This is a genomic window from Bathymodiolus platifrons methanotrophic gill symbiont (assembly GCF_002189065.1).
Lineage (GTDB): Bacteria > Pseudomonadota > Gammaproteobacteria > Methylococcales > Methylomonadaceae > Methyloprofundus.
In genome coordinates, this window is sequence record NZ_BDMN01000247.1 from 1 (window position 1) to 6508 (window position 6508).

Annotated in this window: 8 protein-coding genes and 1 other RNA gene; 4 read left to right on the plus strand and 5 right to left on the minus strand. The window is 42.2% G+C overall.

Annotated features, from left to right (window positions below; genetic code table 11):
* On the plus strand, positions 1-188 hold a 188-nt coding region (locus tag CDZ78_RS13890), incomplete at its 5' end, for a M24 family metallopeptidase (protein WP_140414070.1).
* A 342-nt stretch (positions 189-530) separates the two neighbouring features.
* Here CDZ78_RS13890 and CDZ78_RS13895 read toward each other — a convergent pair.
* The 4 genes from CDZ78_RS13895 to CDZ78_RS13910 all read right to left on the minus strand — a co-directional run bounded on the left by CDZ78_RS13895 (position 531) and on the right by CDZ78_RS13910 (position 4953).
* A complete protein-coding gene (locus CDZ78_RS13895; RefSeq protein WP_087870548.1) occupies positions 531-1745 on the minus strand; it encodes a UbiH/UbiF/VisC/COQ6 family ubiquinone biosynthesis hydroxylase in 1215 nt (404 codons plus the stop codon).
* Entirely contained in the window at positions 1742-2956 is a 1215-nt protein-coding gene (gene ubiH, locus CDZ78_RS13900; protein WP_087870549.1) for a 2-octaprenyl-6-methoxyphenyl hydroxylase, read from the minus strand. Before ubiH ends, CDZ78_RS13895 begins: the two co-directional genes overlap by 4 nt.
* 107 nt (positions 2957-3063) lie before the next feature.
* Complete coding sequence (locus CDZ78_RS13905) at positions 3064-4371, minus strand: aminopeptidase P N-terminal domain-containing protein (RefSeq protein ID WP_087870550.1); 1308 nt, start codon at positions 4369-4371, stop codon at positions 3064-3066.
* A 9-nt stretch (positions 4372-4380) separates the two neighbouring features.
* Positions 4381-4953, minus strand: coding sequence for a UPF0149 family protein (locus CDZ78_RS13910; RefSeq protein WP_087870551.1), 573 nt, complete (start codon positions 4951-4953; stop codon positions 4381-4383).
* 251 nt (positions 4954-5204) lie between these two features.
* Between CDZ78_RS13910 and CDZ78_RS13915 the strand changes: the two genes are divergently transcribed.
* The 3 genes from CDZ78_RS13915 to ssrS all read left to right on the plus strand — a co-directional run bounded on the left by CDZ78_RS13915 (position 5205) and on the right by ssrS (position 5911).
* The gene (locus tag CDZ78_RS13915; RefSeq protein ID WP_087870552.1) at positions 5205-5426 is read left to right on the plus strand and encodes a TIGR02449 family protein; all 222 of its coding nucleotides are present in this window, start codon (positions 5205-5207) and stop codon (positions 5424-5426) included.
* Positions 5423-5722: a cell division protein ZapA gene (locus CDZ78_RS13920; protein ID WP_087870553.1), complete on the plus strand. Its 300-nt coding sequence runs from the start codon at positions 5423-5425 to the stop codon at positions 5720-5722. Before CDZ78_RS13915 ends, CDZ78_RS13920 begins: the two co-directional genes overlap by 4 nt.
* Positions 5723-5733: 11 nt before the next feature.
* A non-coding RNA gene (gene ssrS / locus CDZ78_RS13925) (6S RNA) lies at positions 5734-5911 on the plus strand.
* Positions 5912-5935: 24 nt separating this feature from the next.
* Here the strand turns inward: ssrS and CDZ78_RS13930 are convergent.
* Positions 5936-6508 (minus strand): GNAT family N-acetyltransferase (locus CDZ78_RS13930; RefSeq protein ID WP_140414071.1); only part of this gene is annotated, 573 nt, incomplete at its 5' end.

The following is a 6508-nucleotide window of genomic DNA, read 5'->3' on the forward strand; positions in this document are numbered from 1 at the left end:
CAGGCATGGTGTTAACGATAGAACCGGGCCTTTATATTCCTGCAGACTGTGCCACTGTGGATGAAAAGTGGAGGGGTATCGGTATTCGTATTGAAGATGACGTGCTGGTGACCGAGCAAGGCTACCAGATATTAAGTCACGCAGTACCAAAAACAATTGCCGAAATTGAAGCCATTATGCAAGAGTGAAGTTGGTATACTGAAGTTTCCCAATTATTGAGTAGCTGAAATACACAATGCTGGTGTATCGAGGTTTATTTTAGGTGGTTTTGCCATGTTTATAGCAAACCCCTACTTAATTCCCCTTAGGCAATAGCATTTGAAACGAATGAAAAGACTATTTTTTTCATATAGTTGTAGCATAGTTTCAATTTTACCATAAATAATTATTGGGAAACTTCAGTTCTTGAAGTGTATCCCTCTTAGAATTCAGGATTTAATAACACCCAAAAGTCCAATGATCCGATTATATTAGTGTAGCTAGAATAACTATTTTACCGTATTTCGCCAACTCCATACCAAGCTGTAGTTTTAAATACAACTACGTGCAAACGTTGGCAAATCATCTCTTAAGCCCATCGCATAATGATTAAAATAATTTTTTATCCAGGCACTATGATTAATCCAGCTCATTCCTGTTCCGCGCAATTGTCGAAACCCTTCATTCTGAGCAGTGTACATTTTATTAATCATATCCATACTACTCATCATCGCCAGGTTATCAGCTTTGCGCCAGCGTTCATATTGCCGCAATAGTTTATGACTGCCGATTGGCCTACCAGCCTGCTGTGCTTTGACAATTAACTCGGCAATAGCAGCAGCATCCAGTAAGCCTGCATTTGCTCCTTGTCCTGCCAAAGGATGCATCGCATGTGCTGCATCTCCAATTAATACAAAATGGTCCGTTGTATATTGCTTTGCATACTGAAAGCGTAAAGGAAAAGCTCCACGCGGACCGACCTCTAGCATCTTACCTAACACTCCACCAGAAGCTTGCTCTAAATGCTGCAAAAATTCCTTATCGGATAAAGCTACATATTCTTGCGCCGTTTGGTGGCTCAGTGTCCAGACAATGGAGCATTGACCATTTTTTAAAGGTAAAAATGCCAGAGGACCTTCGGGTAAAAAACGTTGCCAGGCAGTATATTGATGGCTTTTCTCTGTGCTAATGGTAGCAACCAACCCATCTTGCTTGTATTCCCAACCCGTCGTCTGAATACCTGCCATTTGTCGTAAAGCTGAATCACGACCATCTGCCGCAATAAGCACATCCGCTATTAATATTTGCCCATCGTCTAGTACGACTTGCGCACTATCACTATCTATCTGTATATCAGCTACTTTTGCAGGACACAACAGGCTTGCACTTGGGAGTGCTTCCAGCCTATCCCATAAGGAAGCGACAGTGACCCGGTTTTCTACCAGATGCCCTAATTCAGAAAACTCGGTTTCGGCAGCATCAAAATCCAGGACACCAGCGCTGTCTGCATCCCAGACATGCATATGGCCATACGGGCCAACACCGCGCTGCTCCATCGCCGGCCAGGCACCTACGGCCTGTAAAATATTTTGCGACGCACGTGTCAATGCCGAGACCCGAATGTCTACTGGATCTGCTGGCCATTCTCTAGCTGGATTATAAACATCGACTAACGCAACCTCAATACCAGCTTGCGCAATAGCACAAGCCGCTGTCGCACCAACAATACCGCCGCCGACAACCACTACTGGATATTTTTTACTCATGCTCGCCTCCGACTACCAACATGTGCCATTCGTGCATTTAAACCCATTGCATACCGTGCCAGGTGTTTTTTTGCCCCAGGTATAGTATCTAACAGTGCAAGCCCGACGCTTCTGGCAGCTGCAAGTGATAGCCATTCATTAGAAAATAGCTTAACAACAGAATCGGTAAAATTAATCACGGTATCATGATCTTTTTGTCTTTGACTGGCATACTGCTCTAATAAAGCGGGCGCCCCAATATCGCCACCCTGCTGAGCTTCATTTAAAATCATTTCAGCTAACTGTACAACATCTCTTAAACCCAGGTTAAACCCTTGCCCGGCAACGGGGTGTAATTGGTGTACTGCATTACCAATAATTACCGCTCGTCCAGAATACATACTTTTAGCTCTAATCAGGCTTAATGGGAAAGATCGTCGCGGGGCTGTTAAGCTAAAGCGTCCCAGCTTGTAGCCAAAACACGCTTGTAAACTGGCTAAAAACTCTTCTTCGCTATCCATAAGAAGTTGTTCAGCATCTTCCTTCGTACGCGTCCAGACCACGGCATAGTCTTGCTTAAAAGGTAATAAAGCAAGTGGACCTGAACTAGTAAAGCGTTCATACGCAACATTCTCGTGCGCTAATTCTGTTTTAACAGTAGCGACAATGGCTGTTTGCTGATATTCAGTAAGCTCTTGCTCAATCTCTAATAACTCTCTAACTGTCGATTGGCCACCATCAGCTCCAACCACTAATCTCGCTGACACATTCAGAGAAGCCTCTTGCTGTTTTAAGCTGATGTGAGTAAACTGCTCATCAGAAGCAATGCCTATCACCCGTGCTGGGCATATTTGCTCTATCCCCGCTTGTTCAACTAATTGCCCTACCGCTGCCTCTAAATCACGCGCAGTGATCACATAGCCTAATGCTTCTACGCCTTCTTTTTTTGCAGAAAGCCGTGTTTTGCCAAAATGCCCCTGATCTGAAATATGGATAGTCTTAATAGGTGTTGCAAATGCTTTGGCATGGGACCAGATACCTAAAGCTTCTAACATTTTTACCGTTCCACTGGCTAATGCTAAAGCACGATCTCCTGCAGGTGAGTTATGCAATTGTTCTCGAGTATTCGTTTCTACAATGGCTATTTTCAAATGGCTGCTTTGCAACGCTAATGCCAGACAGTTTCCTGCCAGGCCGCCGCCCACAATTAATACATCATAATCCTGCTTCATGTTTTAACCCTCACCTCATTCTGCTTTTTTTATTAGGGTAATTATACCAACTGAAGTTTCCCAATAATTATTTATGGTAAAATTGAAACTATGCTAATATACCAACTTCACTCTTGCATAATGGCTTCAATTTCGGCAATTGTTTTTGGTACTGCGTGACTTAATATCTGGTAGCCTTGCTCGGTCACCAGCACGTCATCTTCAATACGAATACCGATACCCCTCCACTTTTCATCCACAGTGGCACAGTCTGCAGGAATATAAAGGCCCGGTTCTATCGTTAACACCATGCCTGATTCGAGTACGCGCCACTCATCATTTATTTTATAATCGCCAACATCATGCACATCCATTCCCAACCAGTGCCCTATACGATGCATATAAAATACTTTATAACCTTCTTCGGCTATTATTGTCTGTACATCGCCGGTTAATAAGCCCAATTCAACCAACCCTGTAGTTAATACCTCAACCGATGCTTCATGTGCTTTATTCCAGGGTGTATCAACTTTAATTTCTTGCATGGCTGCTAACTGCGCATCCAGCACTAATTGATAGAGTAATTTTTGCTCAATCGAAAAAACACCATTAACGGGAAAAGTGCGAGTAATATCTGCCGCATAATGATCACATTCCGCTCCAGCATCAATCAATAACAAGTCACCCGATTTTAAGACCGCTTTATTTTCCGTGTAGTGTAGTACACAGGCATTTTCGCCACCGGCAACGATAGAAGGGTAGGCCACAGCCCTCAATCCATTATCTATAAATTCATGAATCATCTCACCTTCAATTTGATATTCATAACGACCCGCCTGACATCGCTGCATCGCTCTAACATGCGCTTTAGCAGAGACATCTGCAGCCTTTTGCATAAGTGCAATCTCAGCTGGACTTTTAATCAAGCGCATTTCATGCAAAGTGTGCTCTAAAGAAACTAGCTCCCCAGGAGCATTAATACCGCTACGTGTCTGACTACGTATATGAGTTATCCACTCCATCAATTGATGATCTAGATCAGAATCCCGCCCCATGGGGTAGAATACTTTACTCTTGTTTTCCAGCAGGCCGGGCAAAATATCACCTAAATCATCAATAGGGAAAGAATCATCCGCACCATATTCTCTAGTCGCTCCTTCCAGTCCAGCATGCGCACCTTCCCACAAGGCTTTTTTCTCATCAAATTCCTGACAAAATAAAATATACTCGCCTTGCTTACGCCCAGGTATAAAGACAGCCAGCGCATTCGCCTCATTAAACCCTGTTAAATAATAGAATTCACTATCCTGACGGAAAGGGTAATCAACATCCCGGTTACGTGTCCGAATCATGGCACTGGCAATAATGGCGATATTTCCTTTTCCCACTTGCTCCATCAATTGCTGGCGGCGCTGAGTAAACTCACTTGCTATCATTATATTTTCCTAATGCACCGTGCTATGTTCTACGGCAGGGTTTAATTCACTACGAATCAACATAACAGCCGCACGTAAATATTCCTGAATCTCTACCAGGTTATTTTCTGCTTCTTCTATATCTTCCTCTTCTAGATCAAAATCAAGCTTCGTAAATTCAATAATATCTTTTAGTACTTCATCGACATCACCGGGCCATTCGCTACTCGTCTGCACTCGCCCCATGCCAAATAAAAACCCCTGACACCACTGCATTAATGCTGTACAACGCAACGCCAAAACCTCATCTTCATCAGGTAACAATAAATCAAAAACAAACTCATCACTTTCCATTAACTCTTTGGTTTGTTCAAACAGGTCATTCAATTCCACCTTATCCTCTTGTAACAAGCTAGGTCCTTCTGCAAAAGCTTCATTTATCCAGTCACTTGCTTCAGTATTTTTATTGAGGCATAACATGGCAACAGCAATTCCATGCACTTCTGCAGCACTATCGGCCGCATCTTTTTGTAAAATTATTGAATTAAGATCAGAATAGCTCATTGGTTTTTGAATAGTTAATTTGCCAGTGTTATCACTCAAAGCTGGTGCTACACCCTATCCGTCCTTTGACGGATAGGGTGATTTTCAATGACCAACCAGAATTAAAGGTACAGCCATATAACACAGTGATACACTAGCAACTAAATTTTGGGTACTTATGCTAACATAGATCATTAAGAGACCTTTACACAAAGTGTAAAATCTCTTGGCACAAGGATGCAGCAACAAATACAATATACCTTGTCCTAGTAAAAACAAACGATCAGTTTTATAAGATATATGGATCATTCATGAACACAGATAATCAGTCATTTGACATTAATGAACTCGAAAATAAGCTGGAAGAGTTAATACAACAGTTTAATTCAGTACAACATGAAAATAGTACCTTAAAAGTCAAACAAGATGAGCTAGTCAAAGAAAAAGCAAAATTAGTTGAAAAAACTAATATGGCACGTACCCGGGTAGAAGCGATGATTAGCCGCTTAAAAACAATGGAACATGGCACATGAGTAATCAACAACACCCCGTCTCACTCAATATACTAGGTAAAGAATATAAAATTATCTGCGCTGAAAGTGAACAAGACGATTTAATCGCTTCTGCACAGCAACTAGACCACCAAATGCGTGAAATTCGCCTCTCGGGGAAAGTCTCCGGTGCCGAAAGAGTGGCAGTCCTTGCTGCTTTGAATCTAATTGTTGAATTGCAACAATCCAAGCAAAATACAGTGCCTGTGAGCTCTAACTTAAACGTGCATTTAAATAAAATGTATCTTAAGATCGAATCTGCGCTAAAAACCGTTTAAAATAACTTATGTATCTCCTGCAGCGTTCGACAGTGGGGTGGGTGTTTCTTGGACCTAAATTTACCCCGGGAGTCGATTCCTGTACTGGTGCGCATGTCCGTTAGCGGAAAGCCTGAAATGCAGGATAGACACCCACTTGAACCTTTTGGTTCAAGAACGATGCTTCACATCGGCGCAGGTGGGAGATACATACCTTTTTAGATTATGCACAGCCTAATCAAGAGCTTTAAAGGGTAGTAGTTGCATACAGTCCTGTTTATATCCCTGAATCATTTCTTGTTCGTGCTTTAAAAAATCAGCTATTAACTTTGCAAAGTCAGGATTTAGTATCCAGTGCGCAGAATAAGTATTGATTGGCTTAAATCCACGTGAAATTTTATGTTCGCCTTGCGCACCGGAATCAAATATTTGCTTGTTGTGCTCTATACAATATTCTAGCCCTTGATAATAACAGGCTTCAAAGTGCAGGCTATGGTACTCGTCGTAACAGCCCCAATAGCGGCCATATAAAGCATCCTGACCAATAAAGCTCAGTGCTGCACCTACGTATGCTTTCCCATCATTAGCCAAGACCAGTAATATCTGCTCGGGCATAGTCTGCGCTAATTGCTGAAAAAAATCGATATTCAAATAGGCAGATTGCCCCCGTTTTAAATAGGTCATTTCATAAAAATGATAAAACACCTGCCATTGCTGTTCAGTAACCTCAGCCCCTGAAAGCCTTTGTAATTGAATCCCTTGTTGCCTCACTTTACGACGTTCTTTATTTATATTTTTGCGTTGCCT

Excerpts from the sequence above, each read along its gene's own strand:
- CDZ78_RS13895 (WP_087870548.1), bottom strand. The coding sequence starts at position 1,745 with ATGAGTAAAAAATATCCAGTAGTGGTTGTCGGCGGCGGTATTGTTGGT.
- ubiH (WP_087870549.1), bottom strand. The coding sequence starts at position 2,956 with ATGAAGCAGGATTATGATGTATTAATTGTGGGCGGCGGCCTGGCAGGA.
- CDZ78_RS13905 (WP_087870550.1), bottom strand. The coding sequence starts at position 4,371 with ATGATAGCAAGTGAGTTTACTCAGCGCCGCCAGCAATTGATGGAGCAA.
- CDZ78_RS13915 (WP_087870552.1), top strand. The coding sequence starts at position 5,205 with ATGAACACAGATAATCAGTCATTTGACATTAATGAACTCGAAAATAAG.
- CDZ78_RS13920 (WP_087870553.1), top strand. The coding sequence starts at position 5,423 with ATGAGTAATCAACAACACCCCGTCTCACTCAATATACTAGGTAAAGAA.